General features: G+C 64.3%; 15 protein-coding genes and 1 pseudogene. 6 read left to right on the plus strand and 10 right to left on the minus strand.

What is annotated here, in order from left to right:
* Window positions 1-20: 20 nt before the first annotated feature.
* On the minus strand, window positions 21-425 hold the full coding sequence (locus tag BFD71_RS42810; RefSeq protein ID WP_370684267.1) for an AlkA N-terminal domain-containing protein: 405 nt from the start codon (window positions 423-425) through the stop codon (window positions 21-23).
* 95 nt (window positions 426-520) lie between these two features.
* Between BFD71_RS42810 and BFD71_RS10660 the strand changes: the two genes are divergently transcribed.
* Window positions 521-1,420, plus strand: coding sequence for a TauD/TfdA dioxygenase family protein (locus BFD71_RS10660; protein ID WP_069263279.1), 900 nt, complete (start codon window positions 521-523; stop codon window positions 1,418-1,420).
* Between the two features lie 116 nt (window positions 1,421-1,536).
* Here BFD71_RS10660 and BFD71_RS10665 read toward each other — a convergent pair whose 3' ends face one another.
* The 7 genes from BFD71_RS10665 to BFD71_RS10695 form a co-directional block, all read right to left on the minus strand.
* On the minus strand, window positions 1,537-3,669 hold the full coding sequence (locus tag BFD71_RS10665; protein WP_069263282.1) for a phosphocholine-specific phospholipase C: 2,133 nt from the start codon (window positions 3,667-3,669) through the stop codon (window positions 1,537-1,539).
* 149 nt (window positions 3,670-3,818) lie between these two features.
* Complete coding sequence (locus BFD71_RS10670; RefSeq protein WP_256094600.1) at window positions 3,819-4,091, minus strand: hypothetical protein; 273 nt, start codon at window positions 4,089-4,091, stop codon at window positions 3,819-3,821.
* A gap of 11 nt (window positions 4,092-4,102) precedes the next feature.
* A complete protein-coding gene (locus BFD71_RS10675) occupies window positions 4,103-6,163 on the minus strand; it encodes a LamG-like jellyroll fold domain-containing protein (protein WP_069263288.1) in 2,061 nt (686 codons plus the stop codon).
* Between the two features lie 71 nt (window positions 6,164-6,234).
* Window positions 6,235-7,155 (minus strand): LysR substrate-binding domain-containing protein, encoded by a 921-nt coding sequence (locus BFD71_RS10680; protein ID WP_083245173.1) that lies wholly within the window; start codon window positions 7,153-7,155, stop codon window positions 6,235-6,237.
* A gap of 566 nt (window positions 7,156-7,721) precedes the next feature.
* A complete protein-coding gene (locus BFD71_RS10685; RefSeq protein WP_069263293.1) occupies window positions 7,722-8,708 on the minus strand; it encodes a zinc-dependent alcohol dehydrogenase family protein in 987 nt (328 codons plus the stop codon).
* Window positions 8,709-8,754: 46 nt separating this feature from the next.
* Window positions 8,755-10,152 carry a dihydrolipoyl dehydrogenase gene (locus BFD71_RS10690; RefSeq protein WP_069263295.1) on the minus strand — a complete coding sequence of 466 codons (1,398 nt, stop codon included), beginning with the start codon at window positions 10,150-10,152 and terminating at the stop codon, window positions 8,755-8,757.
* Between the two features lie 131 nt (window positions 10,153-10,283).
* A complete protein-coding gene (locus tag BFD71_RS10695; RefSeq protein WP_069263296.1) occupies window positions 10,284-11,198 on the minus strand; it encodes a LysR family transcriptional regulator in 915 nt (304 codons plus the stop codon).
* 125 nt (window positions 11,199-11,323) lie between these two features.
* Here BFD71_RS10695 and BFD71_RS10700 point away from each other — a divergent pair, with 125 nt between their 5' ends.
* Together BFD71_RS10700 and BFD71_RS10705 are read left to right on the plus strand one after the other, a co-directional pair.
* The gene (locus BFD71_RS10700; protein WP_069263299.1) at window positions 11,324-12,247 is read left to right on the plus strand and encodes a DMT family transporter; all 924 of its coding nucleotides are present in this window, start codon (window positions 11,324-11,326) and stop codon (window positions 12,245-12,247) included.
* 116 nt (window positions 12,248-12,363) lie between these two features.
* Complete coding sequence (locus BFD71_RS10705) at window positions 12,364-13,737, plus strand: LLM class flavin-dependent oxidoreductase (protein ID WP_069263300.1); 1,374 nt, start codon at window positions 12,364-12,366, stop codon at window positions 13,735-13,737.
* Window positions 13,738-13,823: 86 nt separating this feature from the next.
* Here the strand turns inward: BFD71_RS10705 and BFD71_RS10710 are convergent, their stop codons facing one another.
* A complete protein-coding gene (locus BFD71_RS10710; RefSeq protein ID WP_254318700.1) occupies window positions 13,824-14,624 on the minus strand; it encodes a MetQ/NlpA family lipoprotein in 801 nt (266 codons plus the stop codon).
* A gap of 189 nt (window positions 14,625-14,813) precedes the next feature.
* On the opposite strand from BFD71_RS10710, the pseudogene BFD71_RS10715 reads away from it, so the two are divergent.
* Window positions 14,814-16,270 (plus strand): annotated as a pseudogene (locus tag BFD71_RS10715) (MFS transporter).
* 141 nt (window positions 16,271-16,411) lie between these two features.
* Window positions 16,412-17,827, plus strand: a complete 1,416-nt coding sequence (locus tag BFD71_RS10720) for a YeiH family protein (RefSeq protein WP_069263303.1) — start codon at window positions 16,412-16,414, stop codon at window positions 17,825-17,827.
* A gap of 223 nt (window positions 17,828-18,050) precedes the next feature.
* Here the strand turns inward: BFD71_RS10720 and BFD71_RS10725 are convergent, their stop codons facing one another.
* Window positions 18,051-18,875, minus strand: coding sequence for a phosphate/phosphite/phosphonate ABC transporter substrate-binding protein (locus tag BFD71_RS10725; protein WP_069263305.1), 825 nt, complete (start codon window positions 18,873-18,875; stop codon window positions 18,051-18,053).
* Between the two features lie 128 nt (window positions 18,876-19,003).
* Between BFD71_RS10725 and BFD71_RS10730 the strand changes: the two genes are divergently transcribed.
* Window positions 19,004-20,005 carry a fatty acid desaturase gene (locus BFD71_RS10730; RefSeq protein WP_083245175.1) on the plus strand — a complete coding sequence of 334 codons (1,002 nt, stop codon included), beginning with the start codon at window positions 19,004-19,006 and terminating at the stop codon, window positions 20,003-20,005.
* The last annotated feature ends 2 nt before the right edge of the window (window positions 20,006-20,007 follow it).

The raw sequence follows: 20,007 nt of genomic DNA on the forward strand, positions 1-20,007 counted from the left end.
GCGGACCGCTTCCGGCGCGGCTACGTTGCGGTCCGTTTTAGTTTCGTTCCAGGCAATGCGATCGGAAGTCCGAAGTCCTGTCTTTCGCCGGCAGAGAACTGCGTGATTTGCCGCTGTGCGTAAAGTGCGAGCGCCGGCGCTGCGGTTCCAATGCGCGTGAGCGACATCTGCGGAAGGTGCTTTTTGCCCACGAAGAAGAGACCAGTCAGGCAGTCGTCTTCTTGCGGATCGATCCGATCGGGGCGCGAGTCCAGATCGAACAGACGCCTGACGCGCGGCAGAAGCTGCGCCACGACCGACATCAGCGACATCGGCAAGGTGACTTCGAGCGCGTAGCGGATTCTGGCCAGATTTGGACATAAGTATTCGGGCCCTGAGCGCCGGTCTGCGACTTGTGCAGCCGTATGTCTTAACAGCGCCTTTATGACTCGAACGGATTAACGTATCGGATTTGCTTCGTTGTCAGCCGGTGGCCGGATCACGTAGATTGAAGCTGTTGCTTACCTGAAAGGCATGCTGCGTGACTACCACCGCGACATTTACCGCTTCTGCGGCGTCGAACGCGTCCCACCGCTTCGACATTCTTCCCTTGAGTGCACCGCTCGGCGCGGAAGTGGTCGGCCTCGATCTCGCAGAGCCGCTGTCGCGCGAAGATTTCGCGCGCATTCATCGCGCGCACCTCGATCACCATGTGTTGGTGTTTCGCGACCAACGCATCACGCCGGAGCAGCAGGTCGAATTCAGCCGCCGCTTCGGGCCGTTGCAGATCCACGTGCTGCATCAGTTCGCGCTGGCGGGCCACCCGGAGGTGCTGATCGTCTCGAACATCGTGGAGAACGGCAAGCCCATCGGCCTTGGCGACGCGGGACACTTCTGGCATTCCGATCTTTCGTACAAGGAGAAGCCGAGCCTCGGCTCGCTGCTGCATGCACAGGAGCTGCCGGCAGAGGGCGGCGACACGCTGTTCGCCAACATGCATCTCGCATGGGACACGCTGCCTGCGCATTTGCGCAGCGCCGTCGAGGGGCGGCGCGCCGAGCATACCTATCTCGCGCGCTATGCGGAACTCCAGGCGCGCAGCCCGTGGCGGCCGAACCTGACAGCGGAACAGATCGCGCAGGTCAAGCCCGTTGTCCATCCCGTCGTGCGTACGCACCCGGAAACGGGCCGCAAGGCGCTGTTCGTGAGCGAGCACTTCACGACGCGCATCGTCGATCTACCGGAAGACGAAAGCCGCGCGCTACTCGACGCGCTGTTCGCACACAGCGTGCGTGCGGAGCATTGCTACCGGCACGAATGGCGCGAGCACGATCTCGTGTTCTGGGACAACCGCTCGCTCATGCACCTCGCGGCGGGCACGCCCGATCATCTGCGCCGTAAGCTCTATCGCACCACTATCGAAGGCGACACGCCGTTTTGACGCGCCAGATACAGCACAGAAGAATAGCGAATCCATCGTATGTCGTGGGTGCCGGGCTCGCTCGAACGGCCGCGCTATGCGCAGCGGCCCGCCTCTGCACGAACCGCGCGGCACATTTAGCTCCCCATTGCGGGATCGCTGACACTGTCCGCCCCCGTTTCGACCCGCCCTGCAAATCGGCGGGTTACGCCGTTCTCGGCGGCGAGCGTGAAGTCATACCAGCCATTCGATGACGTCACCGACCAGTACGGCTCGACCTGCATGCCTGGCGGAACCGCGTAGGTCCACGGACCATCGCTCCGGTACGCGTTCGATGTGACAGTCGTATTGGTGGCGACGCTGCCTGTGTTCATGATGGTCAGATAAACGGCGTTGTTGCCCGTGTCATAGCATACGCGAACCTCAGGATTGGGCCCGCTTTTCGCTTTGGTAACGTTGCCGGTGAACTGGCGGTGCAGGCCGTTCGGGCCGAGCACCCAAAGATCATAGGCGCCCGCATCCGCAGCGGCTGGCGTCCAGACATCCGAAAGCTCCTTGCCGGCTTCCACCGTGTAGCGGTGAGGTGGTTTGTCGAGATGCAGCTTGTCGTAGACGTGAAAGACAGCGCCCGCGCTGCCAGTGTTGCTGAAGATGAGCCACACGTTGCCGTTCTTCGTGTCGACATTGGCGCTGGTGTGCAGCTGATACGGCAGGGCACGCGACGGACGCGCCATTAGCGACTGCTTTGGCATCGTCTGGCTCGCGACCGAAGGCACCGGCACCGCGCCGAGCGCGCTTTGCTGCGCACTCTGGGCATCGGCGGCGGATTTGGTCGGTGCGGGGAGCGGCGCGACGGCCGTATCGTTTGGATTACTGAAGTTGAAGCAGGAGGTCAGGTCGCCGAATACTGCGCGACGCCACGGGCTGATGTTCGTTTCGCGCACGCCGAATCGCTGTTCGAGGAAGCGCAGCACCGAGGTATGGTCGAAGACCTGAGAGTTGACGAAGCCGCCCGTGCTCCACGGCGACACGACGAACATCGGCACCCGCGGGCCGGGTCCGTATGGCTGGCCGTCCGGTGCGAGCGGTGAAGAGTCGCCCGGCGGATTGGGAAGGGTGAAATATTCGTATTGCGTCGTGACCGTCGACTTGCCGGCATAAGTGCCGTTGCCATTCGGGGAAGGCGGGTTGGGCGCAGGCATATGGTCGAAGAAGCAGTCGTTCTCGTCGTAGTTCACGAAGAGCACGGTCTTGCTCCAGACATCGGGATTTGCCGTGAGCGTGTCGAGCAGTAACTGGAGGTAGTAAGCGCCCTGGCCTGGGGTAGACGATCCAGGGTGCTCGCTATACGCCCCCGGCGAAACGATCCAACTCACCTGCGGCATTTGTCCCGCAGCGATGTCGTTGGCGAGGCCCTGCAGGAATCCGCCATCGGGCATCGTGTTGCCGATGCCTTTATAGAGCGGCGAAAGCGCCTCCATTGCCGGTGTGTAGGGTGCGTTCGGCGAACCGGAAATGGTTTCGTTGACCTTGCGAAACGCTGCGAAGCCAGCGAGCGGGTTGTCACCATAGTTATCGGGCTGGTTCTCGTAGACCTTCCAGCTCACCCCCGCGGCTTGCAGACGCTCAGCGTAGGTGGTCCAGGTCAGGCCCGTCGCCGACGGGCCGAGGCCGTCCCATCCATTGTTGTTGACGACCGCATAGTTAGAGCCGGTGGGACCGTTCGTGCCGGTCCACATGAAGATGCGGTTCGAGTTGGTGCCGCCGTGCAGCGAGCAGTGGTACGCGTCGCAGATCGTGAAGGCGTTCGCGAGGGCGAAGTGAAAGGGGAGGTCGGCGGACTGCAGATAGCCCATCGATACGTCGCCCTTCGATTTCGGCCATTGCGTCATGCGGCCGTTATCCCAGGCGCTGTGCGTGTCGGTCCACGAATGCGCGCCACCCGCAAGCAGCGCATTGCCTTTGGTGCTGTCCAGATAGAACGGTAGCACGGTGCGGCTGCCGTCGTTCTGCTGCCAGACAGTGGAGCCGCCCGGCTGTGGGATCGTGAAGCGGTCGGCGAAGCCGCGCACGCCAGGTAGCGTGCCGAAATAATGATCGAAAGAGCGGTTCTCCTGCATGAAGATCACGACGTGCTGCACGTCGTTGATCGTGCCGGTCGTGTTATTCGCGGGAATGGCGAGCGCGCGCCGGATGGCGGGCGGGAACACGCTGAACGTCGCGCCGGCCGCCGCGGCGCGCAGGAATTGACGGCGATCCAATGAAGTCATGATGTGGTGGGTTTTCTTCTACGTTGTTTTCGCGCGCAGCCGCGCGCTACGAGGGCCGAACCGAGGGGCACGCACAGGCGCTTTGCGTGCAGCGCGAACCGTGCGTCGGGCCTGCGCTGGGCACGCCTTGCGCGCGGTTCGCGTGACGTTCATGGCGCGCAGTTCAACTGCGTGTTGAGCAGCGGCTGCGAGGCGGCCACGCCAAGGGCCGCGTAGCTGCCCGAGGCGGGCGCCGCCACGATCGCGACCGGCGCGCTTGCGCCACCCGCACCCGCAGCCGCAGCCGCTCGCGCGGAAGACCCGCCGTTCGAACCGGGGCCGCAGGCCGCGAGCAGCGTGCACAGCAGCCCGGTGAGCAGCGCACCTGCGCTGCGGTGCAGGTGCTGTGCGCCGTGCATTGCGGGAAAGCTATTCGCATTCATCGAGGAGTCTCTTACGGGAGAAGGGTGGAGAGCGGCTTGCCCGAAGCGAAGACCGTCTTCAGTTCAGCCTCAGTGACGGTGCGGTTCCAGAGCGCGAGGTCGCTGAACGACTGCACATCCGGGGGCGTAGCCGCGCACTTGCCAGGCGTGTAGGGCGGGGTGTCCTTGCACGCGTTCATGTAGTACTGGCCTGTGCCGTCCTCGTTGAGGCCGAAAGCGCCGAGGCCCGGCAGCTTCGACGCGGTCACCGTGACCGAGGCCATGTACTTCTCTTCGCCGAGCACGGGATCAAACACGTAGCCCGTCATGGTCTTGCCGACCGTGTCGATTGCGAATGCTACGTAGGCCCACTTGTTCGCGGTGATGGTCGCAGCGTTCATGTCGTTGCGCGTTGTCCCGTCGCCGATATTGAAGCGCACGTTACAACTCGTGCCCGAACCCGGGAACAGCGCGATCGTGATACCGGGGTTGCCCCCCGAGTAGTAGTTTTTGTTCGAGAAGATTGGCGTGCCGTTGCCCGTGAGATTCTGGCAAGACGTCATGACCCAGAAGCCCATTGTGAACTGCGGCTGTTTCGTCACGTCGTTGTTCTGCACGAGCTTGTAGCCGTCGTACCCATTCGTGTCGACAACGTTCGTATCCACCTTGAGACCCTGGCCGCCAAACGGATCTGGCGTAAGCGAGCCGCCGTTCGCATCCGCCGCCCAGGGGCCGAGCGTGCTGGCCGCCATCTTGTCGGCGGCTGGCAGCGCGCCGAATGCATAGTATGTCGAGAGGCCGTTGGTCAGCGTCGTCGCGAGAGCGGGCGGCGGGGGCGGGGGCGGAGGGGGTGCCACATACTCGATCTGGATCAGCGACGCGAGCGGCGCATTGCCCGCGGCCACCACGTAGTTGAACGTATAGGCGCCGGTCGTGCTGACGCCGAGCTGGCTGTCTGTGTACGTCGTCGTGCCTGCAGGGAGCGTGGCGATCTGCTGGCCGTTGCGTAGCACCGAGATCGCGCCGCTCGAAGGCGGGGTCCAACTGAGCACCGTACTCGCATTGTCGCTGCCGGTGACACCGATGAGCTGCGACACCGGCTGCTGGCCGACCAGTTCGCCGCCATCGAGTGCATACGTCACCGCGCTCGGCAGCGCACCCCAATAGGCGAGCAGCGTGGGCGTGATGTCTGCAATGCTGGCGCGGGTATATAGGTCCGCGAGCGAGGTGGGGGCGGCCGGATTGGTGAGGCGCCCGTTGGGTTGCTGGTTGATGCCGATGAAGCTCGTCGACTCCGGCGCGAGGGGGAGGGCGTCGGTGCCACCCGCGGCATTGAGGCCGTGGCTGGTTGTCACGAGCACGAGCCAATTCTCCCCGCTGCGTTGCGACACGTCGCCGACGAGCGTGCCGACGGCACTGTCGAGTTGCGCGAGCGTGGCTGAATAATTCGACGAGTTGAGGCCCCAGTTGAGAGCGGCGTCTTCGGCGGAGTGATACTGGGCGACGACGAGCGAGTAGCCGTTGTCGATCATGCTCTTGCCTTGAGTCGTCACGCAGCTGTCGACTGAGGCGCAGTTGACCACGGTGTCGATGTAGCCGGCGTTCTGGTCGGGCGTCAGGATCGAGGCGAAACCGGGCGAATCGAGAGCTACACCCAACTTGCCCGCACCCGCGGACTTCAATATCGAGAATACGGTAGGCGCGTGCAGCGCCTGTTTTGGCGCGTCGGATTCGATCTGATGGCGGTCGGCCCAGGAGCCGGTCACGATCGTGGCCCAGCCGGGCATATCGAGATTCGGTTGCTGGCTGAGCGTGCTGTTCACGCCGCCACTATAGGCAGGCGCAATGTTCAGCTTCGCGAGGTTCGGCAGAGTGCCGCCCGCGATGCCTGCAGTGAGGGCGCTATAGGTTACGCCGTCGAGCTCGATCACGAGCATCTTGTTGAGAGTGCTGCTGGCTGTGCCCGATGATCCGATCGCCGCGTCGCCTGAGAAGGTCCGGTTTGCCGCCGATTGCGTGCCCCCACCGCAACCGCCGAGCGCGGTGACGAGTGCGAGACCACATGCGGCGTATACGAATGCCTGTCTTGTCATGGTTATCCCCCTGCAAAGATTCGCCGGTGTATCCAGCGATTGAGGGCGATATTAGGCAGCAGGCAAGACGCCTATATTGCGTTCTGCGAAAGATCCCCGATACACGTATCGGTTTTTTTTATGGGGAGGCCGATCGTCTCGGCCAACGTCGCCATGAATGTGGTGATGAGACGCGCGCCCGAACGGCTGCGCAGGTGGTAAAGATATTCGTATACGGCAGGGCATTCCGGCTCGATGGACACGGAAACGAGCGCTGAGCCAAGGGGCACCTCGCCCGCGGGCATCAGGGCGCAGCCGAGGCCGAGGCGGATCGCTTCACAGATCGCTTCGCGGCTGCCGATCTCGATGAGCGCGCGAGGCTCCACGCGGCGCTGCCCAAGCGCGGCCTCCGTTGCGGCGCGCGTGCACGAGCCCTGTTCGCGCAGCAGCAGCGTTTCGGCCGCGAGCACGTTCAAGTCGACGTTGCGCTGCCCCGCAAGCGGATGGCGAGGTTCGACGACGAGTACGAGCCGATCACTCGCGATGCGATGCAACTCGAGGCTCGCGTCGTCCACGTAATGGGATGAGACCGCGATATCGACGCGATGCTCCGCGAGCGCGTCGAGCACGGCTTGTGAGTTGCCGATCTCGATGCCGATCTGGACGTGAGGATAGCGGCGACGAAATGCGGCGATGGTCGGCAGGACGTAGTAGGGGCCGGTGGTCCCGAGCCGGAAGCTGCCCGCGAACAACTCGCACTCGTTGCGCAGTACGAAGTCGATGTCGCTCTCCGCCTGCGTCATCCGGTCAATGAACGGCATGAGCGCCGCGCCGGTCTTCGTCACGTCAAGGCGGCTGCCGCGCCGGTGAAAGAGTTGCACGCTGTACCGTAGCTCGAGCTGCTGGATGCGCGCTGTGACGGTAGGCTGACTTATCCCCAACCGTCGCGCGGCAGCCGTGACGCTGCCCTGTCGAACCGTTTCGTAGAATGCAGCAAGCAAAGGAGCGAGCATTTTCTGTTTTCCCAGACATTATCCGGCGGAGGGGATGCAGCATGTGGGGTGACCGCACACCACCGGTGCAGTCCCACGTTCGTGAGATACGTAAGGACTGGAAGCTTTATCCGGGGCACGCGCTACCGAGTTATGAAGTCATTTCCTTGCGGTAGCGATTTACCGTTCGAGATACGGGGCGGGCAGCACCGGCGAACGCCAGTACGTCGTCCAATCCCATGAAATTGTCGGGCAGTTCTTCGATTTGCTCGATCGGTGGGCTATATTGCGACCATGCGTTCGCTTAATCTCTCGGCAAATGCTGGCGGGGTGTATTCCGAGCGGTCCACGTAGATGTAATCTCTCATTCGGTCGTCGACATTCTGAACGATTTCCATGGCGTCGCCAAGGCAGCTATCGAGCGGCTCCACGTTTCTCGCTTTGAGCAAAGCTGTTACCTTTCAGCAAAAGCCGTTAAATAAGGCCACTCAGCAACCGCTTAGTTCTATGAGTCGAAGCAGTCTTTAAAATCCATATGCGATCAAGGTCGCCGGATGTATAGCGCCGCGACGCAGCACAACCTACCCTCAACCAATCTCAACCACAACCTTGCTAGCCGCACTCCCGTCGGCGACAGCCTCATAAGCCCGCTCGGTGTCGTTCAGCGAGAAGCGCCGCGAATCCACCCGCGGCTTAAGCTGCCCCGCCTCGACAAGCCGCGTAGCCTCACCAAGCATCTCACCGTGATGCCCACGGTTCTTCCCACTCAAAAGGGGATAAAGCGTAAACACCCCCGAATAAGTCGCCTCACGAAACGACAGCGGCGCGAGCGCATGCGTGCCCCACCCAAGCGCGCTCACCACGTGCCCAAAATGCTTGACCGCGGCAAACGAAGCATCGAGCGTCTTGCCACCCACCGTGTCCACCACGAGATCAAACCCGGCACCTGCCGTATGAGCTTGAACGTACTGCTCGACGCTCAGCGCGCCGTAATCGATAGGCGTCGCACCCAGTTGCGAAATCACATCGGCATTGCGCGTGCTCCCCGTCGCGAAGACAGTCGCATCAAGCGCGCGCGCAATCTGCACGGCCACGTGGCCGACGCCACCCGCGCCGCCCTGAACCAGCACGCTCTGACCCACCGCCAGGTGTGCGCGATCGACGATGCCCGACCACGACGTGATGAACGCAAGCGGCAACGCGGCGGCTTCGCGCATCGAAAGATTCGCGGGCTTGCGCGCGAGGAGGTCCGCGTCGACGGCAGCGTACTCGGCCAGCGAACCTTGGATGCCGCCCACGCCGCCCGTCATGCCGTACACCTCGTCGCCGGGCGCGAAACGCGTGACGCCCGCGCCGGCCGCTTCCACCACGCCTGCCATGTCGATGCCGGGCACGAGCGGCAGCGGATGCTTCGCATGATCGGCCTTCCCCGCACGAATCTTGACGTCGAGCGGATTGAGGCCCGCAGCATGAACGCGCACGAGCACCTGGCCCGTTTGCGGTTCCGGTCGATCGAGCGTGGTCAGTTCGAGCGGACCATCGTATTGGCTGAGGACGAGTGCTTTCATTGTCAGCGTGTGTGCCGTTGCGAATTGAAATGGTTAGCCACGCGAGATTCGCTCAGCCCTTGTGATTCAGCTGCGAGGCAGCGTCTCGCAATGCTGTGCGCAAGCCTTCTTCGACCACCGGGTGATAGAACGGCATCGCCAGCATGTCGTCCACGCTCAATCCCATCTGCACGCTCCACGCGAGCAGGTGCCCGATATGTTCCGCTGCCGGCCCGAGCCATTCCGCACCCACGAAGCGCCGCGTCGCACGCTCCACGTACACGTGGCCCAAGCCGTGGTTCTTGAGCATCACGCGGCTGCGCCCCTGATCTTCGAAGCTCACGGCGCCCGTCACGAAGCGGCCTTCCACCAGTTCCCGATGTGACTTGCCAACCATGGCGATCTGCGGATCGGAAAACACGACTGCAAGCGGTGCGCGGCGCGCAACGGGTTCGACTTCGGGAAAGCGAGCCGCATTGCGGCCCGCGGCGCGGCCCTCGTCGGCGGCTTCGTGCAGCAGCGGCAGCACGTCGTTCGCGTCGCCGGCCAAAAACACCGGCGCGGTGCCGATCTGCAGCGTAGCCGCGTCGAAACGCGGCACGCCGTGCGCGTCGAGTTCGAGCGAGGTGTTTGCGAGGCCCAGCTTCGCCACGTTGGGGTTCCGGCCCGTTGCTGCCAGGACGTAATCAAACGTTGCTTCGGACTGCGTGCCATCCGCACGGGCATAGCGCAGCGTCACGCCCGCGTCGCTGCGCGTAGCCGATACCACACGTCCCTGCGTCTCGAACTGCATTTCTGCGCCGAACACGCGGTGTGCTTCGCTGATCAGACGCGGGTCCGTGAGCGGTCCCACGCTGCCGTGCGAGCCGCCGTACAACGTCACGCGCACGCCGAGCCGCGCAAGCGCCTGGCCGAGTTCCAGACCGATTACGCCCGCACCGACCACCGCCACGCTGCGCGGCAAGTCCTCCCACGCGAACACGTCGTCGTTGACGATCAGCCGCTCGCCTAGTCCGGCGAGCGACTCGGGGACCGTGGGCGTCGAGCCCGTGGCGATCACGACGCTCTTTGCGCGCACCTGTATATGCTCGCCAACCTGGAGGAGCCTGTCGTCGATGAAGCGGGCGTGCCCGACCAGGCGGTCCGCTTCGGGCAGGGCGAGCGTGCTGTCAACGACGAACCCAACGAACCGGTCCCGCTCGGTGCGCACGCGCTCCATCACAGCCCGGCCGTCGATCTCCATACCGAGCGGATTCACGCCGAAACGCGGCGCCATCGTTACCGCGTGCGCCGCCTCGGCCGCCGCGATCAGCAGCTTCGAGGGCATACAGCCCACGCGCGCGCACGTCGTGCCGTAAGCGCCGCCTTCAATGATGATCGCGCTTGCACCTTCCGCCTTCGCGGCGCGGTAAGCGGAGAGTCCGGCCGTGCCGGCGCCGATGATGGCGACATCCGTTCGCAGTGTTTGCATCGTGTTTCCTCGAGGGGTTCATGCATTCGTTTCCATGACCCAGTCTAGGAGGTCCACACACGCGGGTGAATGTCGGCGCTGCTCAAGTTCATGCCCGATCGTCTCACGGGCGGCGGCGCGCGGGCCGCCGGTCAACCGGGCATGTGCTGCGCGAGCCAGTCGATCAACACGCGCACCTTCGGCGGTAAAAACCGGTTGGGCGGATAGAGCATCCACACCGGTCCGCTGTAAGCGCGCGGCTCCAGCGACCACTCAGGTAGCACACGAACGAGCAGACCGTCGCGCAGAGCATCCGCCGCGGCGAATTCGGGCAGGCTCGCAATGCCCCAGTCCGCGAGTGCCGCATCGCGCCGCGCGCCCACGTCGTTGGCGATATAGCGGCCCTTCACCTCGACGGTATGCGTCTGTGTGCCGCGCCGGAAGGTCCAGCGGTTGTCGTCGGGCGTTTCGCCGAGATAGAGGCAGTCGTGGCGGGCGAGGTCCTTCGGGTGCTTCGGCGTGCCGTGCGCGCGCAGATAGCCGATGGAAGCGCACGGCATCCACTGCAGCGTGCCGAGCCGGCGCGCCGCGAGCCCCGGCGGCGGTGTGGGCGTCGGGCGAATCACGATGTCGACGCTGTCTCGTACCGGATCGACGTCGCGGTCGGTAAAGATGAGCTGCACCGCGACCTCCTCATACGCGCGCAGGAAGCCGGAAATCAGCGGATGAATGACGCTTTGCGCAAACGAAATCGGCGCGCTGATGCTGACGCGGCCATGCGGGCGGTCGGTGAGGCGGCTGGCGGCTTGCGCCGCGCTGGCGGCGGCTTCGACCATGTCCGTACAGTGACGGTAGACTTCGGCGCCGGATTCCGTGAGCCGCAGGCTGCGCGTGGAGCGCTCCAGCAGGCGCGTGCCGAGCGCGCGTTCGAGCCGCTGCATCTGGCGGCTCACCGTGGAAGGCGTGCTGCCGAGCTGGCGGGCCGCGACCGAGAAATTACCGGCGTCGACCACGCGGGCGAAGGTGGCCAGATCGGGGAGCAGGGGCAGGAGGTCAGCGGGATTCATGGCAGTCAGGGTTAAGTCATCTGTGCATCCAGAGCATAAATGATGTTCCGTCGAAGTGGATTATCGCCGGGGAGTCATTGCCGGACAATGTGCCCGTTCCCGGCCAATCTGCACGCTCGTTCCCCATGAATGCCCTGACCCGTTCGTCCCGCACCGTCGATCTATTGCTTGTTGCTGTCGCGCTTATCTGGGGCACGAGCTATGGCGTGGTGAAAGATGCGCTGCTTGTCTATCCGGTGCTGGGTCTGCTCGCGCTGCGCTTTGGCATCACCTTCGTGCTGCTGTCGCCCGCGTTACGCGGTCTGCGTCATGTGACGTGGCGCGAGCAGATCGGCGTGATCGGCGCAGGACTCCTGCTGCTCGGCATCTTTCTGGCCGAGACGTTTGGCGTGTCGCTCACGAACGCCTCGAACGCCGCGTTTCTCATCAGCCTGTGCGTGGTCCTCACGCCGCTCGTGGAGTGGGCGTGGCTCAAGCGCGCGCCGCGGCCGGTGGAATGGGCGGCGGCTGGCGTGTCGCTGTTTGGCGCGCTGCTCCTGACGGGCGGCCATGTGGCGGCGAGCCCCGGCGATCTGCTGGTCGTGCTGGCCGCGCTGCTGCGCGCATTGACGACCTGCGCGGTCAAGCGCGTGATGAAGTCGGGTGCCGTGCCGCCGCTCACGGTGACGGCGGTCCAGTCCGCCGTCGTTTCGATCGGCTGCGCCGCGCTCGCGTTGACTGTTGCGCCCGAACAGTGGCGGCCGTTGCCGCCCTGGCAGGGGCACGGCGTGTTCTGGGGCAGCGTGATCTATCTCGTGGCGGGCTGCACGCTGTTCGCCTTCTTTGTGCAGAACTACGCCGTGAGCCGCAGCAGCCCCACGCGCGTGGCGTTGCTCATGGGCAGCGAGCCGGTCTTCGGCGCGCTCTTTGCATGCGTGTGGCTTGGCGAGCGGCTTACTTTGGCCGCGTGGATCGGCGGCATGCTGATCGTTGCCGCTTCGCTTTTCGCGCTCAAGCGGGAACCGCAGGCCGAAGCGCAGATAGAAGCGCAGGACGCCGTGAAAGCGTAGGCCGCGCCCACATCCGCAAAGCTGATATGCAATTGCGAATTAACTGGTAGGGGATCGGGACGCAGGCTGTTCCAATGGGCGTTTGGACCTTCGATGCCGCAGGAGCGAGCCTTACGATGGCGAAAACGAACAAACCCATTTTGCTCAACGCGTTCAACATGAATTGCGTGGGACACATCAATCACGGGCTGTGGACGCACCCGCGCGACCGCTCGACCGACTACCGCACGCTCGCGTACTGGACGAATCTCGCGCGTACGCTGGAGCGCGGGCTCTTCGACGGGCTTTTTCTCGCCGATATCGTGGGTGTCTACGACGTCTATCAGCGCAACGTGGACGTGACGCTGCGCGAGTCGATCCAGTTGCCGGTGAACGACCCCACGCTCGTCGTGCCGGCCATGGCCGCCGTGACCGAGCATCTCGGCTTTGGCGTGACGGTGAACCTCACATACGAGCAGCCTTATTTGCTGGCGCGGCGCTTTTCGACGCTCGATCACCTCACGCAGGGCCGCATCGGCTGGAACATCGTGACGGGCTATCTGGACAGCGCGGCGCGCGCCATGGGACTCGAGCAGCAACTGCCGCACGACGAGCGCTACGACCGGGCGGACGAATACCTGGAAGTCCTCTACAAACTCTGGGAGGGCAGCTGGGAAGCGGACGCCGTGCGGCGCGACAAGGCCGCGCGTGTTTTCGCCGATCCCGCGAAGCTGCATCGCGTGGAGCATGCGGGACGTTACTACCGCGTGGACGGTTATCACCTGGCGGAACCTTCGCCGCAGCGCACGCCGGTGCTGTTCCAGGCGGGCAGTTCGGGGCGCGGGCAGCGCTTTGCGGCGCGTCACGCGGAATGCGTGTTCATTTCGCCGCCAAGCCGCGCCGCCGCGCGCGAGACAGTGCGCGCGTTGCGCGAACAATTGGTGCAAGCGGGGCGCCGGCCCGACGATGTGAAGGTCTTCGTCGGCGTGGCGGTGGTGCCGGGCTCCACTGAGCGCGAAGCGCGCGAGAAGTATGCCGACTACCGGCAATATGCGAGCCGTGAAGCGGGGTTGGCGCATTTCGCGTCGAGCACGGGTGTCGATTATTCGCAATACGATCTGGACGCGCCCGTGGATTATGCGCCGGGCAATGCGATCGAATCCGCCACGCGGACGGCGAAGCAACACGGCTGGACGCGGCGCAAGCTGCTGGAGATGTTCGAGCTGGGTGGGCGCTATCCGGCGATTGTCGGCAGCGCTTCGCAGGTGGCGGATGAACTGCAGGCGTGGATTGACGAGGCGGATGTGGATGGGTTCAACCTGAGCCGCACTGTCGTGCCCGAGAGCTACGAGGATTTCGTGGATCTCGTCGTGCCGGAGTTGCAGGCGCGTGGGCGGTATAAGACGGCGTATGCGCCGGGGACGTTGCGGGAGAAGTTGTTTGGGGGGGAGGCTACCTTGCCGCAGCGGCATGCTGGGGCGGGGTATCGGTGGGGGACTGAAGTGGTTTGAATGGGATTTAATGGGAGAGGCCAAAGCGCCGGGGAGCCGCGAATAAAAAGCATCACGGCGCCCCGCGGCAAACCCCACCCACTCCCTTACTGCTGCGGCGCCCCCTGCCAGGCAGGCAACGTAGCCCCGTGATACACAGCAATAATCTCCGACGCCACATTAGGCTGCTGATAGCTCTCCACAAGCGCACGCACCCAACCCGCGTTAGCGTCCTTCTCATTCACGGCAATGAAGTTGCGATAAGGATTGCCAGTCACCTTCTCCTGAGCAATCCGCTCCTGCGGAATCTTGATGCCGGATTTGACGGCCCAGTCTGTATTGACAACGGCCGCATCCAGATCGCCAATCGCGCGCCCGACGATACCCGAATCAAGTTCCTTGATATGGATATTCTTCGGGTTCTTCGCGATGTCGCGTGCGGTCGGCAGCAGGCCGACGTCCTCGCGCAACGTAATGAGTCCCTGTGCCTGGAGCAGCAGCAGCGAGCGGCCTTCGTTGCTCGGATCGTTCGGCACGCCAATGGTCGCGCCCTGCGGCAGGTCTGCCACTGACTTCACCTTGCGCGAATACAGCCCGATAGGCTGCACGTAGGTAAAGCCGACCGGCACGATCTTGTAGCCGCGCGCCTTGATCTGCGCGTCCAGATACGGCTTGTGCTGGAACGAATTGGCGTCGAGGTCGTGGCTGGAAAGCGCTTCGTTGGGCTGCGTGTATTCGGAGAACGTGGTCACCTTGATCGTGAGGCCGCGCTTCGCGGCGTTGGCGGCCACCACGCGCCATACGTCCTCGTCTTCACCCGACATGATGCCAACGCGCAACGTCTGGTCTGCCGCGTGCGCGAGCGTCGCGCCCCCAATACTTACGCCCAGCGCGAGCGAAGCCAGCATCGCGCCCAGCAAGGTTCTTTTCTTCATAGAATCCATTATTCGAAGAGTTGTGGATAGGGCGATGCTAGAGAGCGCGCGGCAAGCGGACAACCAATTTTGGGAGGATTGCTTAGCTATATTCGTCGTTTTGCGGCACGCAGCGACGTGGCTAGGATGCAGCGATTCCATTCCTCACGCGAGTCTCGTTCCATGTCCACTCTCGCCGTTCCCGCTTCGGAACTCGTCGAAGCCACCGGGCAAGCGCAAGCCCCGCAACATGCCGTGATCCGCTCCGCTCAGGACGTCTCCCGTATCGTCAACGCCGGCGCAGCGCAGGGCAGCAACGCGCGTATCGTGATCGCGATCGCACTGGGCGGTGTGTTTCTCGATGCCTACGATCTCACCTCGCTCGCCTATGGCATCAAGGATATCGCGCGCGAATTCTCGCTATCGCCAGTGCAAGTCGGCTTCGTTTCGGCGGCTATCTCACGGACCGCATCGGGCGCTACCGCGTATTCATGGCCGACATGCTGTTCTTCGTGGTGGCCGCAATCGCGGCCGGGCTCGCGCCCAACGCCTGGGTGCTGGGCGGCGCACGCTTTCTCATGGGCTTCGGGGTGGGGCTCGATCTGCCGGTCGCCATGGCGTTTCTCGCCGAGTTCTCGCGCGTGGCGGGCAAGGGCAACAAGGCGGCCAGCGTGGCGGCGTGGTGCCCCGCGTGGTACGCGGCCACGAGCACCTGCTATCTGCTCATTCTCGGCCTCTATGCGATCCTGCCCGAGCATCAGCTCGGCTGGCTCTGGCGTATCACGCTCGCGTTCGGCGCGGTGCCGGCGCTCGTCATCATTGCCGTGCGTAGCCGCTATATCAGCGAGTCGCCCGTGTGGGCCGCGAATCAGGGCGATCTGGAAGGCGCGGCGCGCATTCTCAAGCGCTCGTATGGCGTGGATGCCGTGGTCGAGCGCGGCGAAGCGCCCACGCGAGCGCCGCGTGCCGCTTCATGGCGCAACTACGGCGTGCTTTTCAACGCCACGTATCGTCGCCGCACGATTCTTGCCGCAACGATCGGCGCGGCGTCTTCTTTCGGTTACAACGCGATCATTTTCGGCCTGCCCGTGATTATCGCGAGCTTTTTCCAGCAGGGTCCGCTCACGACCATCGTTGCTTCGCTCACGCTGAACCTGTTGTTCGCTTTCGTTGGCGGGTTGATCGGCGTGCGTACCGCGCCCACCGTCGGCGCGTGGAAAATGACCGTGCTCGGTCACACGCTGCAGTTCGTCTCGCTCATCGGTCTTGCGCTGATCGGCCATCCGGGCAGCGCCTTTTTCGTTGTGGTCGCCATTCTGCTGCTGGGCGGCTATCTGTTCGGGCAGGGCTTCGGCCCCGGTTCGCATTGCATGACCTATGCATCGCTCAGTTATCCGACCTCGCTGCGCGGCATTGGCGTGGGTTTCAATCAGACGCTCGTGCGCTCCGCTTCCACGGTGTCGCTATTCCTGTTTCCCGTGCTCGCCGCGGCGCTCGGCACGAAGGTCTTCTGGGTGATCGCCATCGCGCCGCTCGCTTCGCTGCTCGTGCTGCTCGCGATCCGGTGGGAGCCCTCGGGCTACGACATCGATAGCGAGGATTATGCGGATGAACGCGAAGAAGCTGCAATTGCAGCATAAGCAAAGAGGAATAAGTCATTTTCGTTTCGAACATGCGCATTCCATACTGAGTGCGGGGCGCGTGCTTCGGGATGTGTAGCGCCTGTTTAACGGCGACATGGCGATTGCCGCAATCGAGGTTTGAACAGGGGAAAACTAACTATGAGCCATACGACTCTTGCGGATGAGAGTGGCAAGCGCGCGGGTGAGACCGTCACCGCGCAACGCAGGCCGTTCGGGACGGAAGACTGGTGGGCGGTTGCAATCGGGCTGTTCGTGATTGCGATCGCGTATGGGCTGTTTGCTTCGGGCGGCAGTATCAAGAGCCTTGCCGTGGCGCCCGGGCGCTGGAACGACTTTGACGAGCTCGCTCGCAACCTCGCCGCGCATGCGGGAGCCTATGTCGCGCTTTTCGTGGGGTTTGCGGCCGTGTTCTCGGTGGCCATTGCGGCGCTCGGCTTGCCGGTCGCGCAATTCATTCGGGGATTCTTCGTCCTCTTCGTGGTGTCGGCGGCCATCTTCATCGTCGGCGCCTGGGCGCAGGCCGCGCGCTACAACCTTGAGCCGCCGCTCATCGCACTGGCGCTCGGGCTCATCGTGTCGAATATTTTCACTGTGCCCGCCTGGCTTGCGCCGGCGCTGCGCGTGGAGTTCTACATCAAGGTCGGGATCGTGCTGCTCGGCGCGACGCTGCCGCTCACGTTGATTGTGTGGGCGGGGCCGGTTGCCGTGGGGCAGGCTACCATCGTTTCGCTCGTCACGTTTTTCGTGATCTATGGCACGGCGCGGGCGCTAAAGATCGACCAACGCTTCGCCGCAGTGCTCGGCGTGGGCGGTGCGGTGTGCGGCGTTTCGGCCGCGATCGCGATTGCGGGCGCGGTGCGCGCGCGGCGCGAGCAGGCTTCGGTTGCGATCACGCTGGTCGTGGTGTGGGCGATCGTGATGGTGTTCGCGCTACCGGCGCTTTCGCGTGCGTTCGGCCTGCCGACCGGTGTGGCTGGGGCGTGGATCGGCACTTCGGAGTTCGCGGACGCGGCGGGCATTGCTGCCGCCCAGGCCTACGGGGACTTTGCGCGACACGCGAGCGGCGCAGTGGCGGGTGCGCCCGATGCATCGCTGCAAGCATTCGTGTTGATGAAGGTGGTGGGCCGCGACATCTGGATCGGCATCTGGGCCTTCGTGCTGGCGATCGTGGCGACCACGCGCTGGGACCGCGAGGCCGGTGACGAAGTGCAGACCACGACGCGCGCCCGCGAAATCTGGACGCGGTTTCCCAAGTTCGTGGTCGGGTTCGTGATTGCTTCGGCGTTTGTCACGTGGGTCGCTTCGCACTACACGCTGGCCGAATACCGCGGCGCCGTAACGCCAGGCTTCGTCGCGCCGATTGTCGCGTTGCGCACGTGGGCGTTCACGTTCTGCTTTCTCAGCATCGGCCTCACGACACGCTTCGCCGCGCTTTCGTCAACGGGCATCAGGCCGCTCGTCGCGTTCACGGTCGGTGTGGCCGTGAATGTGGTGCTCGGGTATCTGCTTTCGGCGCACCTGTTCGCGCCGTACTGGCTTGCGCTCGGAAAATGAACTTGAATGGCGCGGCGCAATCCGGGAAGCGCCCACTGTGCGGGCAGTGTGCGCACTGGGCCGAAGACCGCGCGTTGCTGGAGGCACGCATCCCCGGGTTGGCTTCGTTCGGCTCGGCTTATGGGGCGAGTGTCGGGGAGAGCCGGTTATGTCTGCGGCACGACCGTTTGACTCAACCGGAGGACCGCTGCGCGGCATTTGTTGCGCGCATCGCGTGAGGCATTCAACGAAGCTCGGGATAGCCCCGCTGCGCGGCGGCATTCGCGATTGCTTCGATCTCGGCGTACGTCTCTCCCCTGAGTCGCGCGAATCCGCGCAGGCGCAACGTGCGTGCGCGCTCGGCGTCGGCTGCATGAGCGGCATCTAGCGCGTCTCGCAGCGCCTGCGTCTGATCCTCGCCGAGCGCACGTGAGGCGATAAGCGGAAGGCCTGGGGCTGAGGCTGTCATGCCGATGGTTTGCACGCCGTCGAACCGTTCGGGATGCGAATCGTGCAGCAATGCGAACGTGACGCAGTCGATCGCGCCCACGTCGGCGGCGCCGCTTGCCAGCGCATCTAACGTGGCCGCGTGCGAGCCTGTCCAGAGCACCGAGGCGAAGAAGCGGCCCTCGCGGGCGAGCGGCGCGACCGCGTGGCGCAACGCGTTCATGCCGCTATGCGAATCCGCGCTGTTGCATGCGGCGCACAAGCCGCGGCACGCTTCGAGCGTTTTCGCGCCGCGTTCCCACGCCTGGGATGAAACGGCAAGCACGCTTCGATAGCGCGGGCCTTCGCAACCGGGTGCGTCGAATATCGGGGTCGCGATCAGGCGGACTTCGTTGGTGAGTCCGAGCACGCGGTACGGAAACCCGCAGGTCTGCGAGAGCAGCAAGTCCTCGCGGCGCCAGTGCGGCATGAGTTCGCCCTCCGGCGTGTTCTCGATCGTGACGTCGCCTATGTCGAACGAGCGCGCCACGATGCCCAGACTGTCGCTCAACAGCGAGCGCCACGCCGCCGCATGTTGCGGCGTCACGTTGTACATCGGCAGGGAGGCGATCCAGCGGGTCATGGGCGCATTCTACGCCGCACGCAGGTGGCGCGTCGCGCAGCGCGGTGAGATAAGCAAATGGCAATTCGTTGGTTGGTGAGGCGCCGCGCGTTCGGTATGGTGAGGACCTGCGTTGCTTTGCTCTCCGTATGGAGCGGCACCATCCTTCATCGCGGGAACTGGCGAACATGGCCGAATATTTCGACGCAGACCACGCGCGGGAAGTCGCCGCGCTCGCCACCGGGTTCACGGCCCGCACGGAATGGCCCACGTGGCTACTGATTGCCGTGATCTACGGCGGCTGGTTTGCGGTGCTGGCCTTCGTGCGCTCAGGTCTGCTCACGCTCGTGGCCGCCACGCCATGCCTCATCGTGCTGTGCGCATGGCACATGTCGCTCCAGCACGAACTGCTGCACGGTCATCCCACCCGGTTCGCATGGCTGAACATGGCGCTGGGCTGGCCGCCGCTCGCCGTCTGGTTTCCCTATGCGGTCTACCGCGAGAGCCATATGGCGCATCATCGCGACGAAGCGTTGACCGTGCCCGGCATCGACCCCGAAACGAACTACGTGCAGCACGAGCAGTGGGCCCGCCTGCCGCGCTGGCATCGCGTGCTGTGGCACGCACGCAAGAGTTTCGTGGGCCGGGTGGTGATCGGGCCGCCCATGAGCGTGGCCGCCATGCTCGCCGGCGCGGCGAAAGCGCTGCGAAGCGGTGACTGGCGAGACGTGCCGATGTGGCTCGCGCACTGCGCGGCCGTCGTGGTGCTGCTCGCGTGGGTGCAGCGTTACGCGGGCGTGCCGTGGTGGTGGTATCTCGCCGCCGTCACCTGGCCCGCGCTCGGGCTCGCGATGGTCCGCTCGCTGTACGAGCATCGTGCGGTGTCGCATCCGAAGGCGCGCATCGCCATCAACGAGGCCGGGCTCGTCATGCGCTTTCTGTATCTGAACAACAACTACCATCTCGTGCACCACGATCTGCCGCGCTTGCCGTGGTTTCAACTGGCGCGCGCCTATCGCATGCGGCGCGACGACTATCGGCACAAATGCGGCGGATTCGTGATCGAAGGCTACGCCGCGCTGCTCAGGCGTTACGCGTGGCGCGCGACGGATGCCCCCGCGCATCCGTTCGGCGACAACGCCGCGCAGTGACC

The organism is Paraburkholderia nodosa, assembly GCF_001718195.1.
Lineage (GTDB): Bacteria > Pseudomonadota > Gammaproteobacteria > Burkholderiales > Burkholderiaceae > Paraburkholderia > Paraburkholderia nodosa_A.